General features: G+C 63.4%; 16 protein-coding genes. 9 read left to right on the forward strand and 7 right to left on the reverse strand.

Annotation, left to right across the window (positions count from 1 at the left end):
* Window positions 1-2: 2 nt before the first annotated feature.
* Window positions 3-1,199, reverse strand: a complete 1,197-nt coding sequence (gene tgt, locus AC1DUR_RS06410) for a tRNA guanosine(34) transglycosylase Tgt (protein ID WP_477718917.1) — start codon at window positions 1,197-1,199, stop codon at window positions 3-5.
* Between the two features lie 261 nt (window positions 1,200-1,460).
* Window positions 1,461-2,522, reverse strand: coding sequence for a tRNA preQ1(34) S-adenosylmethionine ribosyltransferase-isomerase QueA (gene queA / locus AC1DUR_RS06415; protein ID WP_477718918.1), 1,062 nt, complete (start codon window positions 2,520-2,522; stop codon window positions 1,461-1,463).
* Window positions 2,523-2,778: 256 nt separating this feature from the next.
* Between queA and recG the strand changes: the two genes are divergently transcribed.
* Window positions 2,779-4,983, forward strand: coding sequence for an ATP-dependent DNA helicase RecG (gene recG / locus AC1DUR_RS06420; RefSeq protein WP_477718919.1), 2,205 nt, complete (start codon window positions 2,779-2,781; stop codon window positions 4,981-4,983).
* 69 nt (window positions 4,984-5,052) lie between these two features.
* On the opposite strand, the gene AC1DUR_RS06425 is transcribed toward recG, so the two are convergent.
* Window positions 5,053-5,418, reverse strand: a complete 366-nt coding sequence (locus AC1DUR_RS06425) for a hypothetical protein (protein ID WP_477718920.1) — start codon at window positions 5,416-5,418, stop codon at window positions 5,053-5,055.
* A gap of 850 nt (window positions 5,419-6,268) precedes the next feature.
* Here AC1DUR_RS06425 and AC1DUR_RS06430 point away from each other — a divergent pair.
* From AC1DUR_RS06430 to ubiA, 3 genes are read left to right on the forward strand one after another with little or no spacing between them, the layout of a single operon-like run.
* Window positions 6,269-7,270, forward strand: coding sequence for a LysR substrate-binding domain-containing protein (locus tag AC1DUR_RS06430; RefSeq protein WP_477718921.1), 1,002 nt, complete (start codon window positions 6,269-6,271; stop codon window positions 7,268-7,270).
* 7 nt (window positions 7,271-7,277) lie between these two features.
* Complete coding sequence (locus AC1DUR_RS06435) at window positions 7,278-8,201, forward strand: Dyp-type peroxidase (RefSeq protein WP_477718922.1); 924 nt, start codon at window positions 7,278-7,280, stop codon at window positions 8,199-8,201.
* The gene (gene ubiA, locus AC1DUR_RS06440) at window positions 8,201-9,061 is read left to right on the forward strand and encodes a 4-hydroxybenzoate octaprenyltransferase (RefSeq protein ID WP_477718923.1); all 861 of its coding nucleotides are present in this window, start codon (window positions 8,201-8,203) and stop codon (window positions 9,059-9,061) included. The genes AC1DUR_RS06435 and ubiA overlap by 1 nt, the downstream gene beginning before the upstream one ends.
* A 352-nt stretch (window positions 9,062-9,413) precedes the next feature.
* Here ubiA and AC1DUR_RS06445 read toward each other — a convergent pair whose 3' ends face one another.
* The 4 genes from AC1DUR_RS06445 to AC1DUR_RS06460 all read right to left on the reverse strand — a co-directional run bounded on the left by AC1DUR_RS06445 (window position 9,414) and on the right by AC1DUR_RS06460 (window position 13,135).
* Complete coding sequence (locus tag AC1DUR_RS06445; RefSeq protein ID WP_477718924.1) at window positions 9,414-9,650, reverse strand: protein tyrosine phosphatase; 237 nt, start codon at window positions 9,648-9,650, stop codon at window positions 9,414-9,416.
* A 243-nt stretch (window positions 9,651-9,893) separates the two neighbouring features.
* Window positions 9,894-10,730 carry a pyrroline-5-carboxylate reductase gene (proC, locus tag AC1DUR_RS06450; protein ID WP_477718925.1) on the reverse strand — a complete coding sequence of 279 codons (837 nt, stop codon included), beginning with the start codon at window positions 10,728-10,730 and terminating at the stop codon, window positions 9,894-9,896.
* 104 nt (window positions 10,731-10,834) lie between these two features.
* The gene (glpK, locus tag AC1DUR_RS06455) at window positions 10,835-12,328 is read right to left on the reverse strand and encodes a glycerol kinase GlpK (protein ID WP_477718926.1); all 1,494 of its coding nucleotides are present in this window, start codon (window positions 12,326-12,328) and stop codon (window positions 10,835-10,837) included.
* A 39-nt stretch (window positions 12,329-12,367) separates the two neighbouring features.
* On the reverse strand, window positions 12,368-13,135 hold the full coding sequence (locus tag AC1DUR_RS06460; protein ID WP_477719049.1) for a DeoR/GlpR family DNA-binding transcription regulator: 768 nt from the start codon (window positions 13,133-13,135) through the stop codon (window positions 12,368-12,370).
* A 357-nt stretch (window positions 13,136-13,492) separates the two neighbouring features.
* On the opposite strand from AC1DUR_RS06460, the gene AC1DUR_RS06465 reads away from it, so the two are divergent.
* The 5 genes from AC1DUR_RS06465 (at window position 13,493) to AC1DUR_RS06485 (ending at window position 20,166) form a co-directional block, all read left to right on the forward strand.
* On the forward strand, window positions 13,493-14,770 hold the full coding sequence (locus tag AC1DUR_RS06465; protein WP_477718927.1) for an ABC transporter substrate-binding protein: 1,278 nt from the start codon (window positions 13,493-13,495) through the stop codon (window positions 14,768-14,770).
* A gap of 144 nt (window positions 14,771-14,914) precedes the next feature.
* The gene (locus AC1DUR_RS06470; RefSeq protein WP_477718928.1) at window positions 14,915-15,904 is read left to right on the forward strand and encodes a carbohydrate ABC transporter permease; all 990 of its coding nucleotides are present in this window, start codon (window positions 14,915-14,917) and stop codon (window positions 15,902-15,904) included.
* Window positions 15,905-15,914: 10 nt separating this feature from the next.
* Window positions 15,915-16,958: a carbohydrate ABC transporter permease gene (locus AC1DUR_RS06475; RefSeq protein ID WP_477718929.1), complete on the forward strand. Its 1,044-nt coding sequence runs from the start codon at window positions 15,915-15,917 to the stop codon at window positions 16,956-16,958.
* 27 nt (window positions 16,959-16,985) lie between these two features.
* Window positions 16,986-17,987 carry an ABC transporter ATP-binding protein gene (locus AC1DUR_RS06480; RefSeq protein ID WP_477718930.1) on the forward strand — a complete coding sequence of 334 codons (1,002 nt, stop codon included), beginning with the start codon at window positions 16,986-16,988 and terminating at the stop codon, window positions 17,985-17,987.
* A gap of 55 nt (window positions 17,988-18,042) precedes the next feature.
* Window positions 18,043-20,166 carry a TIM-barrel domain-containing protein gene (locus AC1DUR_RS06485; RefSeq protein ID WP_477718931.1) on the forward strand — a complete coding sequence of 708 codons (2,124 nt, stop codon included), beginning with the start codon at window positions 18,043-18,045 and terminating at the stop codon, window positions 20,164-20,166.
* The last annotated feature ends 15 nt before the right edge of the window (window positions 20,167-20,181 follow it).

Raw genomic sequence — 20,181 nt, forward strand, 5'->3', positions numbered from 1 at the left:
GCTCAGACGCCTCTTAGCCGGTCGGTCCGGAACCGCGCGGCGAACTCGCCGAACTGCCCTGCATCGAGCGCATCGCGTATTTCCTGCATCAGGTTCAGGTAGTAATGCAGGTTGTGGATGCTGGCCAGCATCGGGCCCAGCATTTCACCGCAGCGGTCCAGGTGGTGCAGGTAGGCCCGCGAAAAACCGCCCGACATGCTGCCGTCAGGCAGCGTGCGGCCCTTGCACGTGTAGCAGGTGCAGGTGTGATCCAGGGGCTGATCGTCGGCCTTGTGGCGCGCGTTGCGGATTTTCAGGTCGCCAAAGCGCGTGAACATGTGGCCGTTGCGCGCATTGCGCGTCGGCATCACGCAGTCAAACATGTCAATGCCGGCACCCACGCCCTCCACCAGGTCCTCGGGCGTGCCCACACCCATCAGGTAGCGCGGTTTGTCGGCCGGCAGGCGATGGGGCGTGTGCGCCATGATGCGCTGCATTTCTTCCTTCGGCTCGCCCACACTCACGCCACCCACCGCGTAACCGGGCAAGTCCAGCTCCACCAGCGCATCCAGCGATTCGTGGCGCAGGTTCTGGTACATGCCGCCTTGCACAATGCCAAACAGCGCGTTGGGGTTTTCCAGTTTGTCAAACTCGGCGATGCAGCGTTTGGCCCAGCGCAGGCTCAGTTCCATCGAGCTGCGCGCTTCGCTTTCGGTGGTGATGTGGCCCTTGGTGTCGTAGGGCGTGCACTCGTCAAACTGCATCACGATGTCGCTGTTGAGCACCGTCTGGATCTGCATGGAGATTTCGGGCGTCAGGAACAGCTTGTCGCCGTTCACGGGCGAGGCGAACTTCACGCCTTCTTCGGAAATCTTGCGCATCTCGCCCAACGACCAGACCTGAAAGCCGCCGCTGTCGGTGAGTATGGGTTTGTCCCAGCTTTCAAATCGGTGCAGGCCGCCGAACTGTTTCATCACGTCCAGCCCGGGGCGCATCCACAGGTGGAAGGTGTTGCCCAGGATGATCTGGGCGCCCATGTCGTGCAGCGACTGCGGCATCACGCCCTTGACGGTGCCATAGGTGCCAACCGGCATGAAGATGGGCGTTTGCACGACGCCATGGGTGAGCGTCAACCGGCCGCGCCGGGCATGCGAGCCGGGGTGGGCGTTGGCCCCTTCGCCGGTCCTTGCGTCGGTCTTCAGAACTTCAAATTCGAGCATCTTGTGATTGTCGCAGGTGTGTTTAACCTAGAAACAGCGGTTGAATGCGCCCGATGGCGCCGTGATCGGCGTGCCAGGCAAGGCGTGACAACGCAGTGGGCCGTTGCCCACAAGGCGGAACAACGCAGCATGGCGCGTCGAGCAGGGTGCCATCGGGCGCATAGCGCTGTCACTCCGACGGTGAACGCGATCGAAGAGGGAGAAGTCAATGGGCATGCGGCTTTCCTGAAGTTTGCGAGCGGTCAACTGCTGTTTCTAGGTTTAAACGCCCGCGCGCGGGGTTTTGCGCGCCAGCAGCATGGCATCGCCATAGCTGAAAAAGCGGTAGTGCCCGGCAATCGCATGCCGGTACAGCGCCATGATGTGTTCATAGCCCGCAAATGCGCTGACCAGCATCATCAGCGTGCTCTTGGGCAGGTGAAAGTTGGTCAGCAGCAGGTCCACCACGGCAAACTCAAAACCCGGCGTGATGAAGATGTTGGTGTCGTTGCAGTCGGGCCCAAATTTGGCATGGGATTCCAGCGCCCGCACGGTGGTGGTGCCCACGGCCACCACGCGGCCGCCGCGCGCCTTGCAGGCGGCAATCGCCTGCAGCGTGGCGGCCGGCACGTCAAAGCGCTCGAAATGCATGGTGTGGTCGGCAATGTTCTCGGTTTTGACGGGCTGGAAGGTGCCCGCGCCCACATGCAGGGTCACGCTGGCGCGCGCGATGCCGCGCGCCTCCAGCTGCGCGAGCATGGCTTCGTCAAAGTGCAGGGCGGCGGTGGGTGCGGCCACGGCGCCGGGGTTTTTCGCAAACACCGTCTGGTAGCGCAGCTCGTCTTCTGCAGAGTCGCTGTGGGTGATATAGGGCGGCAGCGGCACATGGCCATGCTGCGCCATCAGCACATAGGGGTCGCTGCTGAAGCGAAAGCGGTACAGCGGCCCGTCCTCCTGCGGCCAGCGGCCCAGCAGGGTGGCAGTGAAGCCGCCGTCCATCTGCAGCACGGCGCCCGGCAGGGGCTTTTTGCTCACTTTCATGTGCGCCGCGACTTCATGGCTGGCGTCGGCGAGGGCGGGCAACACCCGCTCGATCAGCAGTTCCAGCCGCCCGCCGGTGGATTTTTGGCCGAACAGCCGCGCCTTGACCACCTGGGTGTCATTGAACACCAGCAGATCGCCCGGGTTCAGCAGCCCGGGCAGGTCGGCGAAGCGGCGGTCTACTGCGGGGGTGTCCCGGCCGTCAAGCAGGCGCGAGGCGCTGCGCTGGGCGGCGGGGTGCTGGGCAATGAGTTCTTCGGGCAGCGTGAAATCAAAATCGCTGAGGCTGAAATGCGTCTTCATAAACCTAGAAACCGCAGTTGGATGCGCCCGAGTGTGCTGCCCGCGCGGCGCCAGGCAAGGCGTGACAACGCAGTGGGCTGTTGCCCACAAGGCGGAGCAACGCCGCATGGTGCTGTGCGGGTGGCGCAATCGGGTGCATAGCGCTGTCATCTATAAGGTGAGTGCCAGCGAAAAGGAGAATGACGGTATTCAAGCGGACTTTTAGATGTTTGCAAGCGGTCAACTGCGGTTTCTAGGTTGACGGCACAATTGTCCCATGTCGCCACCCGGTGCTCCTGCCCGAAAAGCCGCCACCTCCGAGGAGATGGCCGGGGACCGGGCCGCGCCCAAAGCCCCGGTGGGAAAACCTCCGGCCAAATCTCCGGCACAAAAGGCCCTCGAAAAACTGGGCCTGCGCCGCGACATTGACCTCGCCCTGCATTTGCCGCTGCGCTATGAGGATGAAACCCGCATCGTGCAGCTGCGCGATGCGCGGGACGGCGACATGGTGCAGATCGAGGGGCAGGTCACCCACAGCGAAATCGCGTTCCGGCCGCGCCGCCAGTTGCGGGTGACGGTGGACGACGGCAGCGACACCTGCGTGCTGCGCTTCCTCAATTTCTACCCCTCGCACCAGAAGACCCTGAGCGTCGGCGCCCGGGTGCGGGTGCGCGGCGAGATCCGGGGCGGCTCCTTCGCGGGAGGTTTTGGCCGCGAGATGGTGCATCCCAGCTTCAAGCTGGCGGGCGGTGAGCTGCCGGGTGCGCTGACGCCGGTGTATCCAACGGTGGCCAGTTTGCCGCAGGCCTATCTGCGCAAGGCCGTGCTCAGCGGCCTGGCCCGCGCCGACCTGAGCGAAACCATTCCCGCCCCGTTTTTAAGTAAAAACCTGCCGCATCCCTTGCATACGCTGCGCGAGGCGCTGCAGTTTTTGCACCATCCCACGCCCGACGCGGCGCTGGCCACGCTCGAAGACCGCAGCCATCCGGCGTGGCAGCGGCTGAAGGCCGAGGAGCTGCTGGCCCAGCAGCTGTCGCAGCTGCAGGCGCGCCGCGGGCGTGCCGCCATGCGCGCCCCGGCCCTGGGCGGCCCGTCGATGCGCAATCCCGCAGCGGATGGGGCAAGCCTGCAGGGGCCGCACTGCACCCTGCACGAGCAGCTGCTGGAGCGCCTGCCCTTCCGGCTGACGCCGGCCCAGCAGCGTGTCTGCGCAGAGATAGACGCCGACCTGCAAAAAAGCATTCCCATGCACCGCCTGCTGCAGGGCGACGTGGGCTCCGGCAAGACCGTGGTGGCGGCGCTGGCAGCGGCCCGCTGCATGGATGCCGGCTGGCAATGCGCCCTGATGGCGCCCACCGAAATCCTGGCCGAGCAGCACTTTCGCAAACTGATCGGCTGGCTCGAGCCGCTGGGCATCAAGACCGCCTGGCTGACCGGCAGCCAGAAGGCCAAAGAGCGGCGCGAGACGCTGGCCATGATTGAAAGCGGCGAGGCGAACCTGGTCATCGGCACCCACGCCGTGATCCAGGACAAGGTGAAGTTCAAAAATCTGGCGTTGGCCATCATTGACGAGCAGCACCGCTTTGGCGTGGCGCAGCGGCTGGCCCTGCGCAGCAAGATGACCCTGGATGGTCAGGACAACGGGCAGGAACCCCATTTGCTGATGATGACCGCCACGCCGATTCCGCGCACGCTGGCCATGAGCTACTACGCCGACCTCGATGTCTCCACGATTGACGAGCTGCCGCCGGGGCGCACCCCCATCGTCACCAAGGTGGTCAACGATGCCCGGCGCGATGAGGTGATCGAGCGCATACGCGGCCAGCTCGCCGAAGGCCGGCAGGTGTACTGGGTGTGCCCGCTGATCGAAGAGAGCGAGTCAATCGACCTGATCAACGCCACCCAGACGCATGAAGCCCTGAGCGCGGCCTTGCCGGATGTAGGGGTGGGCTTGCTGCATTCGCGCATGCCCGTGGCCGAGAAAAAAGCCGTGATGGCCCTGTTCACCGAGGGTGTGATGGGCGTGCTGGTCAGCACCACCGTGATTGAGGTGGGCGTGGATGTGCCCAATGCCTCGCTGATGGTGATCGAGCATGCCGAGCGTTTTGGCCTCTCCCAGTTGCACCAGTTGCGTGGCCGGGTCGGGCGCGGCGCGGCGGCATCGGCCTGTGTGCTGTTGTATTCAACCGGCGACGGACCCCGGCTGGGCGAAATCGCGCGGGCGCGCCTCAAGGCCATGGTGGAGACGAATGACGGGTTTGAAATTGCGCGGCGTGATCTGGAGATTCGCGGGCCGGGGGAGTTTTTGGGGGCGCGGCAGTCGGGTGCACCGCTGCTGCGTTTTGCCGACTTGACTACGGATGCCGAACTGCTGGCCTGGGCGCGGGGGGTGGCGCCGGTGATGCTGGACCAGCATGCCGGGCTGGCGCAGCGGCATATTTTGCGGTGGTTGGGGGGGAAGGCTGAGTTTTTGAGGGCTTGAATTGACGGTTAGCGTTGGCTCAACGGATGGCCGCCGCAGGTGGCCCGTCCGCTGGAGTAGCTTGTTGGCCTAATAGAAGTCGACATACCTTGCCCAAAAAGTACCAAGATACCCAAGGATGCCTGACAGCAAAACCGACAACGCAATGCCATCGCCAGGCCAATGCCAAATGAGCGCCAACAATAGCCCAGAAAAGCAACCAACGGCGATGCGCACAAAAGGTCGGTCGGTGGTTTTGACTTCGGATTCACCATCGAACGCAATGATCGCCCCGAGCAACAAGCCAATGCACGCGATACTCGCAATGAATTGGATGGCACCGCTAAGTGAATGACCGCGACTGACGACTTGAAGCGCAGCGTAGGCCGCTCCAAGAATGGCGAATGACCCAGCGATCAGGAGACCGCCGAGTAGCTGCTTTGAAGGTGCTGTCATGAGTCCTAACGAAAAGAAGCGTTTATCTGCCGCGAGGCCAAGCTGATAGAAACCAAGAGCACCTCTTGCTGCGGATAAGCCTTGTTGGACTGAACCGCCGGCCGGGATGGCCGATGGGGGTGGAACAGGGGTTTGTCATCTTCACCTTGTCTGCCTGAGTAAATTATGACCGGGCTTTTTGAGGTCGTTTCTGGTCTGGCCGGGTTGCCCTTCATTACCAGGCCGGGACTCGCCCCGGCGGGCGACTCACTTTCTCTTGCGTCGCCAAGAGAAAGTAAGCAAAGAGAAGGCGACCCTGCTGTCTGCGACCCTACGCTTCGCTACGGGCACCTTGCGGTGCTCGGTCCAGCCGGGGTCTCGCTCAACTCGCCTGCGGCTCAGACAATCGCGAGCCCTGATCCGTCTGGCCCTCCGCTCCTCAGCGCAGACAGAAGGGGGTGGGTGCAGGTACGGGTGCGGGTTCGGGGTCAGCCCCCACCCCAACCCTCCCCCAGCGGGGGAGGGAGTGAGGCATCGGTGTGCTTTTTGTCTTTTGACTTTTTCCCTAACCCCGTCCTGGCTGGGCTGAGCAGCGCAGACGGAGGCGGGATCAGGGCCGCAGTTGTTTGAGCCGCAGGCGAGTTCTGCGGACCCCCGCAGGAGTCGAGCAGCGCAGGTTGCCCGTAGCGCAGCGAAGGGACCCAGACTGCGGGTCGCCTTTTGTTTGGTTACTTTATTTTGGCGTAGCAAAATAAAGTGACGAGCCGCCGGGCTCCCCCCGGCTTGGTAGTGAAGGGCAACCCAGCCAGACCAAAAACGACCTCAACAAACGCAATCCGCTTCCCTGAGCGAAAAGCAGGACAATAAGCCCATGACGCTGACCGAACTCAAATACATCGTCGCCGTGGCCCGGGAAAAGCATTTTGGCAAGGGCGCCGAGGCCTGCCATGTCTCGCAGCCGACGCTCAGCGTCGCCATCAAGAAGCTCGAGGAAGAGCTGCAGGTCAAGCTGTTTGAGCGCAATGCCAATGAAATTACCGTCACGCCGCTGGGCGAAGAGATTGTTCGCCAGGCGCAAAGCGTGCTGGAGCAGGCCGAGAACATCCGCGAAATTGCCAAGCGCGGCAAAGACCCGCTGGCTGGCGCCTTGCGGTTGGGGGTGATCTACACGATTGGCCCCTACCTGCTGCCCGACCTGGTGCGACAGGCGATTGCCCATACGCCGCAAATGCCGCTGATGCTGCAGGAAAACTTCACCGTCAAACTGCTGGAGGAGTTGCGCACCGGCGAGATTGACTGCGCCATCCTGGCCGAGCCGTTTCCCGACACCAACCTGGCGATTGCGCCGCTCTACGATGAGCCCTTCATGGCGGCCGTTCCCAGCGCGCACATACTAGCTGCGCGCGTCAGCGTGTCTGCCGAAGAGCTCAAGAAGGAAACCATGCTGCTGCTGGGCAACGGGCACTGCTTTCGCGACCATGTGCTGGAGGTCTGTCCGGAGTTCGCGCGCTTTTCCAGCAGCACCGACGGCATCCGCAAGAGCTTTGAAGGCTCGTCGCTGGAAACCATCAAGCACATGGTAGCTGCGGGCATGGGTATCACGCTGGTGCCGCGTCTGGGTGTGCCCAAGGAAGCGCTGATTGAGGCGCCGGTCGCCAAAAAACCCGCCAAAGGCAAGGCTGCGATGGCCGCCGCGGCCGCTGCGGCTGCCGCGCAGCCCAACTTCATCAAATACCTGCCGTTCGAAGGGCACGTGCCGAGCCGGCGCGTGGTGCTGGCCTGGCGCCGCAGTTTTACGCGCTACGAAGCAATTGCCGCGCTGCGCAATGCCATTTACGCCTGCGAGCTGCCGGGTGTCACACGACTGTCCTGATGCAAAGATGAGCCTTTCCCAACCTGGAATTTCGCAAGCGGTGCCCACCGTCGGGCGCTACGCTTTTTTCTCCATCACAGCCTCTGCGGCCGAGCAGCCGGCGGCGCTGCGCCAAAGCCTGCAGCGGCTCGCCCCGCTGGCGGATGGCCAGGCCGTGGTGGCGGCATTCGGCGCCGGACTTGTCACGGCGTTGGGTGCGGCAGTCCCGGGCCTGCGCGACTTCCCGGCGCTCTCGGGCGGTGGTATTGAGCTTCCGGTCACGCCCGTCGCGCTGTGCCTGTGGCTGCGCGGTAGCGACCGGGGCGATCTGGTGTTGCTGACGCGGCGACTTGAACAAGCGCTGGCCCCGGCACTTCACCTGGATCGCGTGATCGAGTCCTTTCGCCATGGTCAGGGTCCGACGGGCCACGGCCGGGACCTGACGGGCTACGAAGACGGCACCGAAAACCCCAAAGGCGAGGCGGCCGAGGCCGCAGCCTTCGTGCAGGGGCAGGGGGTGGGCCTCGACGGATCGAGTTTCGTCGCGGTGCAGCAATGGCTGCATGACTTTGATGCATTTGAAGCCATGAGCCCACCCGAGCAGGACGACACCATAGGCAGGCGGCGCAGCGACAACGAGGAGCTGGAGGACGCGCCCGAATCGGCCCATGTCAAGCGCACCGCACAGGAAAGCTTTCAACCCGAGGCTTTTGTGCTGCGGCGCTCCATGCCGTGGGCCTTGCATGCGCCGGGCGGCAGCAAGGCTGGTTTGGTGTTTGTGGCGTTTGGCCGCTCGTTGGATGCGTTTGAAGCACAGATGCGCCGCATGGTGGGGCTGGACGATGGCATTGTCGATGCGATGTTTCGTATCTCCAGGCCGGTCAGCGGCGCTTACCTGTGGTGTCCGCCCATGCATGCAGGCCGGCTTGATTTGCGGCAGCTCGGCTTGTGATGCTGCGCCGCAAACTGGATCTTTACCTTGCGCTGATCCGATGGAACCGTCCGGCGGGCTGGCTGCTGCTGCTCTGGCCTACGCTGTCGGCGCTGTGGGTGGCCGCGCACGGATTTCCGGGCTGGCACTTGCTGACGGTGTTCACGCTGGGCACCATCCTGATGCGCAGCGCAGGCTGCTGCGTCAATGATGTGGCGGACCGGGACTTTGACCGGCACGTCAAGCGCACGGCCCAGCGGCCGGTCACCAGCGGCGCGGTCTCGGTCAAGGAGGCGCTGTGGCTGGGCGCCGTGCTGGCCCTGCTGGCGTTTGGCCTGGTGCTGACCACCAATGCCACCACCATCGCCTGGTCGTTTGCCGCGCTGGCCGTCACACTGGTGTACCCGTTTGCCAAGCGTTATGTGTCCATGCCGCAGGCGGTGCTGGGCGTGGCTTTCAGTTTTGGCATTCCGATGGCGTTTGCCGCCGTGCAGTCCCGCGTGCCGCTGCTGGCCTGGGTGCTGCTGCTGGGCAACCTGTTCTGGGTGATTGCCTACGACACCGAGTACGCCATGGTGGACCGCGACGATGATTTGAAGATAGGCATGAAAACCTCGGCCATCACGCTGGGGCGGTTCGATGTGGCGGGGGTCATGCTCAGTTACCTGCTGTACCTGTCAGTTTGGGCTCTGGCCCTTGCCGACATTCCGCAAGCAGCCATTTATTGGATGGCCATTGGGCTGGCAGGGCTGCAGGCGCTGTGGCATGGCTGGTTGATCCGCAAACGCGAGCGCGACGACTGCTTCAAGGCGTTTCGCCTGAACCACTGGCTGGGATGCACGGTGTTTGCCGGCATTGCCTTGTCTTATCTGGTGGCTTGAGTCCGGGCTGACCGGCCTGCATTAAACCTAGAAACAGCAGTTGACCGCTCGCAAACTTCAGGAAAGCCGAATGCACATTGACTTTCCCCTCGTCGATTGGGTTCACCTTCTAGGTAACAGCGCTATGCGTCCGATTGCACCGTGCTCGACGCGCCATGCGGCGTTGCTCCGCCTTGTGGGCACAAGCCCACTGCGTTGTCACGCCTTGCCTGCCACGCCGATCACGACGCACTCGGACGCATCCAACTGCCGTTTCTAGGTTAAAAAGAAAAAGCCCGCGCGCGGCGGGCTGTTCAGGACCTTCAACTGACTTGTCCGGGTGCCCCGGACAGCCAGCTACCGTGCCGTTGGGTCAAATCGCTTTTTTGGTCGATGTGGCTTTGGCCTTGCGCTTGGCTTTGGCTTTGCTTTTTTTCTTGACGGAGGTCTTCGCCTTGGGCGGGGTCGCCTGGTCAGCGGGTGCTGCGGCCGGCGCCGTAGCGGGAGCGGCTACGGGCGCGCCGGTTTGTGCGGAGGCCTGCGTGGAGACGGCAGCCAGGGGCAGGGCCAGTACGGTGGCGCTGGCGAGGATGGACAGTAATTTTTTCATGTTGAATTCCGGATGTTAGAAAGTTTTTGTGAGCGCATCTTGCCCGGATCATGGCCCCGGTGGGGCTGAGCGGCGGTACATGCGCCGTGTTTCAACGCTTGCGGGTGTTGCAGGGTTGACGCCGGCTGTGCTTGCGCCGAAATTTCGCTTGGTGGGTTGGTCGGGTTAGATGAAGACGACGGCTTTGCCCCGAAACATCTTGTTGCCGGAAAAATAGAACGGACTAAGACTAATAGAAGGGGATCAGGTGGCGCCGAACTCGTCACCCAACTCGCCAGCGCGTTGCCGGGCGGCCTCGATGGCCTGCATGAACTGCTGCTTGATGCCAGCCTGCTCCATCGAGGTGAGCGCTGCATAGGTGGTACCGCCCTTGGAAGTGACGCGGGCGCGCAGGACTTCGGGCGGCTCGTCCGACGCGTGGGCCAGCGCCGAGGCACCGACGAAGGTTCCCACGGCCAGCTTGCGGGCCTGCGCGCCGTCGAGGCCCATGTCCATGCCTGCCTGGATCATGGCCTCGAGGAAGTAAAACACGTAGGCCGGGCCCGAGCCGGAGAGTGCGGTCACGGCGTCCAGCTGCACTTCGTCATTCAGCCACAAATACTCGCCGGTGGTCTGGATCACGCGCTCGACCGCTGCCCGGTCCGCGGCGGTGGCGGCGGGGCGGGCAAACAGCGCCGTCATGCCCTTGCCCACCAGTGCCGGCGTATTGGGCATGGAGCGCACCACGCGCTGGGTGCCCAGCCACTGCGCAATGCTGTCCGAGCGGATGCCGGCGGCCACGCTGAGGTGCAGGGCGGCCTGAGTGTGGGCGCGGGTCTGCGCTGCCGCCTCCTTGAAGGTCTGGGGCTTGACGGCCCAGACAACCAGGCCGGCGCTGCTTAGCGAAGCGCCCGGGGCGTCGCTGACCGCCACGCCAAACTGCTGCACAAGCTTGGCCCGCTGCTCGGCAAAAGGTTCCACCACCTGGATCTGCCCGGCCGGAAGGCCCTGCTTGAGCAGGCCGCCAATGACGGCGCTGGCCATGTTGCCGCCGCCGATGAAGGCGATGTGTTCGTTGCTGCCAGGGTTTTGGGTGCTCATGGATCAATCGCTCGCTAAAAATCCGCCCGGCTTTGAAACATCCGCGCGATAAGGGATTGTCGCCGAACAGCGCGGTAGCCAAGGGTGGCCAAGGGTGGCCAAGGCTATTGAAGCACCGTCTGCCTGACGGCATGCTCCCACCGGTTCATCAGTGCCGCCGCGCTGTCGGCGCCCAGGGTGGGCAAAAACGTCCGCTCTGCGCGCCACATGCCGGACAGCTCGTCCGTGCTGCGGTACACCCCGCTGGAAAGGCCGGCCAGGTAAGCCGCGCCCAGGGCGGTGGTTTCAATCACCGCCGGTCGCAGCACCGGAATGCCCAGCAGGTCGGCCTGGAACTGCATCAGCAAATCATTGGCGCAGGCCCCGCCGTCAACGCGCAGCTCGGCCAAGGGCGCAGCACCATTGCTCACCGCATCCCGGCTCATGGCCTGTAGCAGGGCGGCACTCTGGTAGGCAATGCTTTCCAGTGCGGCACGCGCAATATGGGCCACCGTCGTGCCGCGGGTCAGCCCGGTGATGGTGCCGCGGGCATCGGGTTTCCAGTAGGGGGCGCCCAGGCCGGTGAAGGCCGGCACCATCATGACGCCGCCGGAGTCGGGAACGCTTTGCGCCAGCGCCTGCACCTCGCCGCTGCCCTTGATGGCATGCAGGCCATCGCGCAGCCACTGCACCACCGCACCACCGACAAACACGCTACCTTCCATGGCAAATTCGGGGTGTGCCGTGGTTTGTGCGGCGCTGGTGGTCAGCAGGCCGTTGCGGGAGGTCTGGAATTGCGTGCCGGTGTGCATCAGCATGAAGCAGCCCGTGCCATAGGTGTTTTTGGCCATGCCTGCCTTGAAGCAGGCCTGGCCGAATAGCGCACTTTGCTGGTCGCCGGCGACGCCGCCAATCGCTATCGCGTGGCCCAGCAGTTCGGGCCGGGTTTCACCGTAGTGCGCGCTGGACGGCAGCACCTGGGGCATGAGCGAAGCGGGAATACCCAGCAGGTCCAGCAGCTCGGCATCCCACTGGTTGCTGTGCACATTGAACAGCATGGTGCGCGAGGCATTGCTCACGTCGGTGGCATGCAGCGCACCGCCCGTCAGTTGCCACATCAGCCAGCTGTCGATGGTGCCAAAGGCCAGCTCGCCGCGCTCGGCCTGCGCGCGCGCGCCGGGTACGTTGTCGAGCAGCCACTTGAGCTTGGTGCCGGAAAAATACGCATCGATGAGCAGCCCGGTTTTGGCCTGGATCAGCGCTTCCTTGCCCTGCTCGCGCAGTTGTGCGCAGGTCGCTTCGGCGCGTCGGTCCTGCCAGACGATGGCGTTATGGATGGGTTGGCCGGTCGCGCGGTGCCATACCACCGTGGTTTCGCGCTGGTTGGTGATGCCCAGGGCGCGAATGTCGCTCGCTTTCAGTCCCGCTTTGCCGAGCGCTTCGCGCGCCGTGGCCAGCTGGGTGCGCCAGATTTCCATCGGGTCATGTTCGACCCAGCCCGGCCTGGGATAGATCTGGGGCAGTTCCTGCTGGGCCAGGGCCACGATGTGGCCCAGCTCGTCAAACACAATGCTGCGGGAGCTGGAGGTGCCCTGGTCAAGGGCGAGCAGGTAAGTCATGGCGCTTCCGTGTGGAGGGGGTTGGGTGGCCGTGCCGGCTCAGGGGTGGGCTATTTCACAGCTGACGTCGGCCTCTTCCAGCAAGGCGGGAAAAGGCTCGGGCGGCGGCATATCGGTGAACAGACGGTCAATTTGCGACAGTCGGGCCAGCTCGACCATGGCCGGGCGGTTGAACTTGCTGCTGTCGGCGGCCAGCCAGATCTCGCGGGCGTGCTCAATGATGGTCTGCGCCACCTTGACCTCCCGGTAGTCAAAGTCGCGCAGGGAACCGTCGGGCTCGATGCCGGAAATGCCGATGATGGCGATGTCCACCCGGAACTGGCGCATGAAATCGACGGCAGCCTCACCCACAATGCCGCGGTCGCGCGCGCGCACCACGCCGCCGGCCACGATGACCTCGCAGTCGGGGTTGTCACACAAAATCTCCGCCACATTCAGGTTGTTGGTGATGACCCGCAGTCCCTTGTGATGCAGCAGTGCCTTGGCAACGGCCTCCGTCGTGGTGCCGATATTGAGGATCAGCGAGCAGTCGTTGGGTACGCGCTGGGCCACGGCACGGGCAATGCGCGCCTTTCCTTCTGCGCTGAGATTTTTGCGTTGCTGGTGCGCAATGTTTTCTATGGTGGAGCTGGGCACCCGCACACCGCCATGAAAGCGCGCCAGCAAACCGGCATCCGCCAGGCGCTGCACATCGCGCCGCACGGTCTGCAGGGTGACGCCCAGCTTGTCGGCGAGTTGTTCAACCGAAGCCGCGCCATGGGCGCGCACGAAGTCAAGAAGCTTGATTTGCCGGGGATTGGAGTTCACGAGGGTATGCATGACAAGAGTTTTTCACACTCTATATCGAAACAAAAGGAAAATACTAAGGGAAAACTATTAGATAAAACAATCAAAAAAGAACAACAATAGAACATATTCGAACTTTGACAAAGCCATGCAGGGAGTATCTGTGTTGTTCGCCATTTCATTTTTTCAGGGCGCGGCGCTCGTTGCCGCCGTGCCGCGCGGCCCCGTTTTGTCCAGGGTGGCGTGATGCGGCTCTGGCCCTTGATCACGCCAGTAAGAAAGTCGGCCAATCGGCAAAGGCGTGACTATGTCGGTTCGCCAGGCCCAAGTTCCACTGCTTTGAAGGATTTCACCATGAACGTTATGAAGGATTTCACTATGAAAGTTCGTGTTTCCAGGAATGGCTTGGCCGCTGTGGTGGCAGCCGTAGTTGCGTTGCCTGTGTCGGTATGCGCTGCAGACATCCGTGTAATGTGTTACCAGGATGGCAACGAGTGCGACGTCACGGCCGCACTGGCAAAACGTTTTGAGGCCCAAAACGCCGGCACCAAGGTGATTCTTGACGTCGTCCCGTTCAAGACGATTCTGGAGCAGCTACCGGTGCAGCTGGCTGCGGGGCAGGGCCCGGATATTGCGCGCCTCACCGACCTGGGTGGGCTGTCGAAGTACTACCTGGACATTAGCCCCTATGTGAAGGACCGCAAATACTGGGAAGCGAACTTCGGTGCCACCCTGCCCTGGCTGCGGCCCAGCGCCAGCGACAAGGGCATCTACGGCTTCATGTCGCAGTTGACGATGACCGGCCCGTTTGTCAACAAGACGCTGTTCGAACAAGCCAAGATTGCCATGCCCGGGCCGAAAGCGACCTGGGAAGAGTGGGTCGACGCGGCACGCAAGGTGGCCAAGGCCACGCAGACGCCGGCCGCCATGGCCTGGGACCGCTCGGGCCACCGCTTCGCAGGCCCGGCCATCAGCTATGGCGCCAAGATCTTCGACGCCAAGGGCAATCTGGTGTTGGACGACGGCTACAAGACCACTGTGCGCAAGTTCGTCGACTGGCACAAGGACGGCACCATGCTGAAGGACGCGTGGGGCGGCTCGGGCGGCTCCAGTTATGCCGATACCGTGGGTGAGTTCAAGAACGGCCGTCTGGTGATGATCCTGTCGGGTTCCTGGCAGATCAACCGCATGCAGAAGGAAATCGGCAACGCGTTCGATTGGGTCGCCGTGCCGAATCCGTGCGGCCCGGCGGCCTGCACCGGCATGCCCGGCGGTGCCGCCTGGGCTGCGCTGAAGACGACCAAGTCGCCGAAGGAAGTGGGCCAGTTCCTCGACTTCATGGCGCAAGAAGCCAACGTCGCCGAATTCGCGTCCAAGACCAACAATATCCCGGCCCATGCTGGCGTGGCCAAGAAGGGCGTGAGCTACCCGAGCGCCGGCCCCGCGGCCCAGGCCGCACTCGGCGTGTTCACCAGCGGCACCGCGAGTTTGGCGCCGCCTGCCTACGCGCTGCAGGGCTACAAGTACAACCGCGCCCTGATGCTGCCGACCGTGACCCGCGTCACGCAGGCCATTGTTGGCGAGATCAGCGTGGACGAAGCCGTCACCAAGATCAGCGCCGACATGGCAGAAGCGGTCAAGCAGGCGGGGAAGTAGGTTCACCCCCAAGTCGCGCACTGCGTGTCGCTCCTCCCCCCTTGCAGGGGGCGACACCTGCGGCCTGGCGGAGCCAGTTCCGCGGTGTCTCTGGAATAAGGCAGCGGCGCTGGCGGCGTCACGGGACAGTAGATCGGAGTCGGTATGTCAGTCTTCTCAGCCTTCTTGGGCTTTTGCTTCAACCTGTTCGAGCCGGTGTTCCGGCTTGGCCAGAAATGGCTCGGCGCCTCGCGCATCGGCTGGCTCTTTGTCGGGCCGAATCTGCTGGTGATTGGCCTGTTCACGCTCCTGCCGATCGTGATCAATCTGGCGTATGCGGTGACCGGCGGTGTGAACCTTCTGCCCACGCAGCGGCCCTTCACCGGGATGGAGAACTTCGTCACCCTGCTGGAATGCCGCGATTACACGGACCTGCAGAGCTGCCGCACGGACATCTTCTTGCGCTCGATCTTCAGCACGGTCAAGTTCAGCCTGATCCAGGTCGTGCTGATGCTGTTCTTCTCATTGGCCACGGCCCTCGTGCTGAACCGCAAGATCATCGGGCGCGGCTTCTGGCGCGGCGTGTTCTTCTACCCCGTGCTGCTGTCGCCGGTGGTGGTGGCGCTGATCTGGAAATGGCTGCTGCAAAGCCAGGGCGTGCTCAACGCCGGCCTGGTGGGCGTGGGCGCCGAGCCCATCAACTGGCTGCTGGACAGGCACTGGGCCTTTTTCTGGGTGGTGGTGGTGTCTATCTGGGCCCACATGGGTTTCTACACCCTGATCCTGCTGGCGGGCTTGCAGGCCATCCCGAAAGACGTGTATGAGGCCGCCGAGATGGATGCCGCCCCACCGTGGCGCGTGTTGTCGCGCATCACGCTGCCGCTGCTCATGCCCAACCTGATCGTGGTGCTGGTGCTGCTGATGATCCGCGCGGTGCAGATCTTCGACGAGGTGTTCGTGCTCACCGGCGGCGGCCCGGGATCGGCCACCACCTTCATCGTGCAGTACATCTACCAGACCGGTTTTGCCGAGCAGATCCACTTGTACGGTCTGGCCGCAGCCGCCTCGTTGATCCTCGCTGTCGGCCTCATGGCGCTGACGCTGGCGCAGTTGCGGCTGTCCAGGGCCGGTGAAGCCGGAAAAGCAAAGAAATAAGGACCGAGCGATGGCGAATTTCCTCACCCGTACCCGCGGCCGCAGCCGCTTGCACTGGACCGACTGGGTCTCCTACGGCTATCTTCTGCTCGGGCTGGTGGTCATGTTCGGGCCGGTGCTCTGGCTCGTCATGTCGTCCTTCAAGACCGAAAGCGCGCTGAGCCAGTTTCCCCCCAGCTTCCTGCCCTACAGCCAGAAGACGGCGGTGGTGCCAGGTCACGACCAACCCTTGCCGCTGTACCTGGTCAAGGACGAGCAGGGCAGCACGCGCGAGCTGGCTCAGGTACGCCGCATTGGCATCGTCGCCACCATGGTGGATCCGCAGCAGCCGCAAACCGAGGTCCGCGTCAACATCAATGAGCGCAAGCCGGTGAACGAACTGAGGTTCGCCGGCGGCAACTACACCGAGCTGTTCGGCAAGTTCGCCTTCGGCACCTACTTGTGGAACAGCGTGTTCATCACCGTGGTCGCCACCCTCATCACGCTGCTGATCAACTCCATGGCGGCGTTCGCCTTGTCCAAGTACCGGTTCACCGGCCAGAAGACCGTTTTCCTGGTCATCATCGCGACCTTGATGGTCCCGCCCACCATCATCCTGGTGCCGGCGTTCCTGGTGATCTCCAGCATGGGCTTGCTGAACAACCTGTGGGGCGTGATCCTGCCCGCGGTCGCCACGCCCACCGGCGTGTTCCTGCTGCGCCAGTACATGCTGACGATTCCCGACGAGCTGCTCGAGGCCGCGCGCATGGACAACGCCAGCGAATGGCGCATCTACTGGAAGATCATCCTGCCGCTGGCTGCGCCCGCCATGGCGGTGCTGGCCATCTTCTCGTTCATGTGGCGCTGGAACGACTTCCTGTGGCCACTGATCGTGCTGTCCAAGTCGGAAAACTTCACGCTGCAACTGGCACTCAACGCCTTCCAGGGCGAACTCAATACCCAATGGCACTACCTGCTGGCCATGACGGTCATCACCCTGATTCCGATCACCCTGGTTTTCACTTTCCTGCAGAAGTACATCGCCACCGGTATCGCCAGCGCCGGCGTCAAGTAAAGCCTGACATCAACACGGGACACTTTCGTGGCTACTCTCCAACTCTCCAACATCGTCAAGACCTTTGACAAGATCACGACCATCCATGGCGTGGACCTCACGGTTTCCAGCGGTGAATTCGTCGTCTTCGTCGGCCCCTCGGGCTGCGGTAAATCCACGCTGCTGCGCATCATCTCCGGGCTGGAACCCGCCACCACCGGTGAGATCCGCATCGACGGCAAGGGCGTCAATGAGGTTCCCGCTGCGCACCGGGGCTGCTCCATGGTGTTCCAGTCGTACGCGTTGTACCCGCACATGAGCGTCTACGACAACATGGCATTCGGCCTCGAAAACCTGGGCGTGGCCAAGTCGGTCATCGAGACCAAGGTCCAGGCGGCGGCCAGGATGCTGAAGCTTGAACAGCTGCTGCAGCGCAAGCCGACGCAGCTTTCTGGCGGGCAGCGCCAGCGTGTGGCCATTGGCCGATCGATCGTGCGCGAGCCCAAGCTCTTCCTGTTCGACGAGCCGCTGTCCAACCTCGATGCCGAACTGCGCGTGTCGATGCGGGCCGAGATCCGCGACCTGCACGCCCGCCTGGGTGCCACCATGATCTACGTGACGCACGACCAGGTCGAGGCCATGACCATGGCCGACAAGATCGTGGTACTGCGCGCCGGTCGCATCGAGCAGATCGGCGCGCCGCTGGAGTTGTACAACCGGCCCTGCAACGAGTTCGTGGCTGGCTTCATCGGCAGCCCGCGCATGAACTTCGTGCCGGTGATGCACCTGCCCATGGCGAAGCCGGGCACCCACACGGTGGGCATCCGACCCGAGCATGCACAGCTTTCCGACAGCGGTCCACTGAGCTTGGTCGTGTCGCAGGTCGAGCAGCTCGGCAGCACCAGCGTCCTGCGCGGCAATGTGGTGCCGGATGCGCCATTCGAGATCATCCTGAGCGGACAGACATCCATCCGGTGCGGCGACACCGTGAAGGTTTCCGTGCCGCCGGAGCACGTGCATTGCTTCGACCAGAACGGCCTGCGCTTGTAAGCCAAACCCTGCCGGCATATCCGGTCCTGGGTAAATCATTCAACAGGAGAAACCAATGAAGACATTCGGACGCGCCCGCGTCACCCAAGCGCACGAACACGGCGTCGATCTGTCGATCGAAGGCGGCGCTGGCTTCAGCATTCAGGTGCTGGAATCCGCCATGGTTCGCGTGCGCTGCAAACCAGCGTCCGGCTACCGGGAGCCGCGCACCTGGGCCATCGCGCCGCACGCCGGCGAGGACGTCGCATGGTCCGGGCGCCAGCGCGACGACACCGGCGGATTCAGTCGCCCAGGCGCACGGGTGATCGAGCAGGCCGGAGAGGTGACTCTGCGTACCAGCGCTCTCTCGGTGACGGTGAAGGAAGATCCACTGACCTTGTCGTGGCAGGACAGCCAGGGACGAGTGCTCTTCAGCGACCGTGCGACCTCGTCGTATTTCGCGAGTCAGCGCACCGGCGCCGTCCGGCACTATTTGCAGCGCGACCGCGCCGAGCGCTACTACGGGCTGGGCGACAAGACCGGGCCGCTCGACCTGCATGGCAGGCGCTTGCGCACGCTGGCGCTGGACTCTCTGGGCTACGACCCGAAAAAAGGTGATCCGCTGTACAAACACTGGCCGTTTGTGCTGACGCGTGCCCCCGGCGGCCAGTGGTGGGGCATCTATTACGACACCTTGTCGGCATGCACCTTCGACCTGGGCTGCGAACACGACAACTACCACGAGCTATTTCGCTATGTCGAAATCGATGACGGCGACCTGGACTACTACGTCATGGTGGGGGACACACCCGGCGAGGTGATCTCGCAGTTTGTGCGCCTGATCGGTGGCACCCATTTGCCGCCGCGCTGGTCGTTGGGGTTTGCCCAAACGGCGATGGGGCTGACCGATGCGAGCGACGCGCAAAAGCAACTCGATGCCTTCATCACGCGCATTGAAGCCGAGGGCATCGCGTGTTCGTCCTTCCATTACGGATCGGGCTACTCGTCGCGCGGGAAGCGCCGTTATGTGTTCACCTGGAATACCGACAAGTTCCCTGACCCGAAGTCGCTGAATGCCAGGTTCCATGAGGCCGGCATGCATGTGGTGGCCAATATCAAGCCCTGCCTGCTCGATGACCACCCCGCCTATGGCGAGGTGCGCGCGCAGGGCGGCTTTATCCACGACGCCCAAAGCGGGCAGCCCGTGGTGGAGCAATTCTGGGACGGCGTCGGTGCCCACCTCGACTTCACCCATCCCTCGGCCGTGGCCTGGTGGCAAAAGAACCTGCAGGCGCAGGTACTCGACTACGGAATCGATACCGGCTGGAACGACAACAACGAATACGCCATCATGGACGATGGCGCCATGTGCCATGGCTTTGGCGAAGCCATCCCGATGCACCGCGCACGCCCCCTGCATCCCTTGCTGATGACGCGTGCAACCTTTGAGGCGCAGGCCGCGCACCGCCCTGACGAAGAGGTCTTCACCGTCACGCGCGGCGGCTCTCCGGGGATCCAGCGCTACGCGCAAACCTGGACCGGCGACAACACCACCAGCTGGGAAACTTTGCGCTGGAACATCCGCACCGGCCTGCAAATGTCCCTGTCGGGCATGTTCAACATCGGCCATGACGTCGGCGGCTTCGCCGGCCCGACACCTGACCCTGAACTGTTTTTGCGCTGGGTGCAGGCGTGTAGCCTGAACCCGCGCATGGTGATGAACTCCTGGAAAACGGACGGCACCGTCAACGTGCCCTGGCTGCACCCGGCGGTGACGGCTGATGTGGCTGCAGCGATCCGGCTGCGTTACACCCTGATGCCGTATTTGTGGTCTCTCTTCGAGCGCGCCCATGGTCTGCACCAACCCATCATTCGCCCGACCTTTTATGATTTTCCGGACGACGCGCAATGTTTCGCCGACAGCGACGACTTCATGCTTGGTGACGCACTGCTTGTCGCTCCGGTGGTGCACGCTGGCGCCACGTCACGCAGTGTCTACCTGCCCAAAGGACCCGAGGCGTGGTTTGACTTCCACACCGGTGCACGCTTCGAGGCCGGCCAAGTGCACACGGTCGCGGCGCCGCTGTCCGCGCTGCCCTTGTTTGCCCGCTTCGGTGCGTCGATTCCGGTGGCGGCCGGCGTCGCAGGCCGTCATCGCCATGACGACCCGGTGAGCGGCGTGCGGAGTTTTTCGGGCTAGGGAAACTTTGCAACA

It is taken from the genome of Polaromonas sp. P4_F4 (assembly GCF_056401355.1).

What these genes read in the sequence shown, in the direction of transcription:
- AC1DUR_RS06445 (WP_477718924.1), bottom strand. Translation starts at nt 9,650, where the DNA reads ATGAAAAAATTACTGTCCATCCTCGCCAGCGCCACCGTACTGGCCCTG.
- queA (WP_477718918.1), bottom strand. Translation starts at nt 2,522, where the DNA reads ATGAAGACGCATTTCAGCCTCAGCGATTTTGATTTCACGCTGCCCGAA.
- AC1DUR_RS06435 (WP_477718922.1), top strand. Translation starts at nt 7,278, where the DNA reads ATGAGCCTTTCCCAACCTGGAATTTCGCAAGCGGTGCCCACCGTCGGG.
- AC1DUR_RS06485 (WP_477718931.1), top strand. Translation starts at nt 18,043, where the DNA reads ATGAAGACATTCGGACGCGCCCGCGTCACCCAAGCGCACGAACACGGC.
- glpK (WP_477718926.1), bottom strand. Translation starts at nt 12,328, where the DNA reads ATGACTTACCTGCTCGCCCTTGACCAGGGCACCTCCAGCTCCCGCAGC.
- AC1DUR_RS06465 (WP_477718927.1), top strand. Translation starts at nt 13,493, where the DNA reads ATGAAAGTTCGTGTTTCCAGGAATGGCTTGGCCGCTGTGGTGGCAGCC.
- AC1DUR_RS06425 (WP_477718920.1), bottom strand. Translation starts at nt 5,418, where the DNA reads ATGACAGCACCTTCAAAGCAGCTACTCGGCGGTCTCCTGATCGCTGGG.
- ubiA (WP_477718923.1), top strand. Translation starts at nt 8,201, where the DNA reads ATGCTGCGCCGCAAACTGGATCTTTACCTTGCGCTGATCCGATGGAAC.
- proC (WP_477718925.1), bottom strand. Translation starts at nt 10,730, where the DNA reads ATGAGCACCCAAAACCCTGGCAGCAACGAACACATCGCCTTCATCGGC.
- tgt (WP_477718917.1), bottom strand. Translation starts at nt 1,199, where the DNA reads ATGCTCGAATTTGAAGTTCTGAAGACCGACGCAAGGACCGGCGAAGGG.
- AC1DUR_RS06475 (WP_477718929.1), top strand. Translation starts at nt 15,915, where the DNA reads ATGGCGAATTTCCTCACCCGTACCCGCGGCCGCAGCCGCTTGCACTGG.
- AC1DUR_RS06470 (WP_477718928.1), top strand. Translation starts at nt 14,915, where the DNA reads ATGTCAGTCTTCTCAGCCTTCTTGGGCTTTTGCTTCAACCTGTTCGAG.
- AC1DUR_RS06430 (WP_477718921.1), top strand. Translation starts at nt 6,269, where the DNA reads ATGACGCTGACCGAACTCAAATACATCGTCGCCGTGGCCCGGGAAAAG.
- recG (WP_477718919.1), top strand. Translation starts at nt 2,779, where the DNA reads ATGTCGCCACCCGGTGCTCCTGCCCGAAAAGCCGCCACCTCCGAGGAG.